Below are 1,753 nucleotides of genomic sequence, written 5' to 3' on the forward strand. Positions count from 1 at the left end.
CGCAGCCCAGTTCCAACACCCGCTGCCCCGGCCGGGCCGGCACCGCGGCGGCCAGCAGCACCGGATCAACCCCGGCGCGATACCCCCGGCGCGGCTGCCACAGCCAGACCCGCCCGCCGATGAACGAATCCCGCGTCAGGTCGCTGTCACTGAACCCGCTCACTGCCCGGTCGGGATCTCATTGTCGCGCAGCACCCGCAGCGCGCGGTGGTAATCGCGCTCGCGCACCATCATCCGGCGCGGAAATATCCCGATCCCGCCTTCCAGGATGCTCATATTTACGTCCAATTCAAAGCAGTCTATATCCTCGCCCTGAAGAAGGGCGGACGCGAAAGCCAGGATCGTCGGATCGGTGCTGCGCAAAAGTTCCTTCATGTCAGGGGATGTAAGGGTAAGGCCCGGCCATTGTCGAGCCTTGCCGCAGGAGTGGGATGGATATCGCGACCACCCGGAAACCACATGAGCGCCTTGCCGAGACGCTGTCCGGCGAGATGCAGCAGGTCAACCAGCTGATCCGCACGCGGATGGCCTCGGAACATGCGCCGCGCATCCCGGAGGTGACGGCGCATCTGGTCGAGGCCGGCGGCAAGCGGCTGCGCCCGATGCTGACGCTGGCGGCGGCGCGGCTGTGCGGCTATCGCGGTCAGGACCATATCAAGCTGGCCGCGACGGTCGAATTCATCCACACCGCAACCCTGCTGCATGACGACGTGGTGGACGAAAGCAAGCAGCGGCGCGGGCGGCCCACCGCCAACCTGCTGTGGGACAACCAGTCCAGCGTGCTGGTCGGCGATTATCTTCTGGCGCGCAGCTTCCTGCTGATGGTCGAGACCGGGTCGCTCAGGGTGCTGGAAATCCTGTCCAACGCCTCTGCGACGATTTCCGAGGGCGAAGTGCTGCAGCTGACCGCCGCCAGCGACCTGTCGACCGACGAGAAGATCTATCTGCAGGTGGTGCGCGGCAAGACCGCCGCGCTGTTCTCGGCCGCGACCCAGGTGGGCGGGTTGATTGCCGGCGCGCCCGAAGAACAGGTGCAGGCGCTGTACGATTACGGCGATGCGCTGGGCATCGCCTTTCAGATCGCCGACGACCTGCTGGACTATCGCGGCGACAGCGCCGCCACCGGCAAGAATGTCGGCGACGATTTCCGCGAACGCAAGCTGACCCTGCCGGTGATCAAGGCGGTGGCCCAGGCCACGCCCGAGGAACGCGCCTTTTGGCAGCGCACCATCGAAAAGGGCCGCCAGGACGACGGCGACCTAGAGCAGGCGCTGGCGCTGATGGACAAATACGGCACGCTCGACGCCACCCAGGCCGATGCGGTGGGCTGGGCCACCCGCGCCAAATCGGCGCTGTCCCCCCTGCCCGATGACCCGCTGCGCGACATGCTGCTGGACCTAGCCGATTACGTGGTCGACCGGCTGAACTGACCGGCTAGTCCGCCTCCGGCCACCACGGCCCGTGAAAGCTGCCGGGTCGGTCGATCCGGGCAAACCAATGTGCACCGAAGAAATCGCGCTGCGCCTGGATCAGGTCGGCGGTGCCGCGCGGCTGGCGCATGGCGTCATACCAGGCCAGCGCCGCGGCCAGCGACGGCACCGGCAGCCCGGCCTGCACCGCGGCCACCACGGTGGCACGCAGCGCGCCGATGCTGTCGGCCAGGCGGTCGCGCAGCGCCGGGGCCAGGATCAGGTGATCCTCGGGCAGGCCGTCCCGCACCGCCGCGGCAATATCGTCCAGCAGAGCCGAGCGA

The 1,753-nt window shown here is 67.8% G+C and carries 2 protein-coding genes and 2 pseudogenes; 1 reads left to right on the forward strand and 3 read right to left on the reverse strand.

The genetic code is table 11. The features are described 5' to 3' along the window. Both CVM52_RS27875 and CVM52_RS25520 read right to left on the reverse strand, forming a co-directional pair. Positions 1-163 (reverse strand): annotated as a pseudogene (locus tag CVM52_RS27875) (methyltransferase); the annotation flags it as partial. Further along, positions 160-375, reverse strand: coding sequence for a putative signal transducing protein (locus tag CVM52_RS25520; RefSeq protein WP_100165044.1), 216 nt, complete (start codon positions 373-375; stop codon positions 160-162). The gene CVM52_RS25520 and the pseudogene CVM52_RS27875, both read right to left, overlap by 4 nt. A gap of 56 nt (positions 376-431) precedes the next feature. On the opposite strand from CVM52_RS25520, the gene CVM52_RS25525 reads away from it, so the two are divergent. Next, positions 432-1,430 carry a polyprenyl synthetase family protein gene (locus CVM52_RS25525; RefSeq protein WP_100165045.1) on the forward strand — a complete coding sequence of 333 codons (999 nt, stop codon included), beginning with the start codon at positions 432-434 and terminating at the stop codon, positions 1,428-1,430. 4 nt (positions 1,431-1,434) lie between these two features. On the opposite strand, the pseudogene CVM52_RS25530 reads toward CVM52_RS25525, so the two are convergent. Continuing rightward, a pseudogene (locus CVM52_RS25530) lies at positions 1,435-1,753 on the reverse strand (NADP-dependent phosphogluconate dehydrogenase); the annotation flags it as partial.

Source organism: Pseudooceanicola lipolyticus, assembly GCF_002786325.1.
Lineage (GTDB): Bacteria > Pseudomonadota > Alphaproteobacteria > Rhodobacterales > Rhodobacteraceae > Pseudooceanicola_C > Pseudooceanicola_C lipolyticus.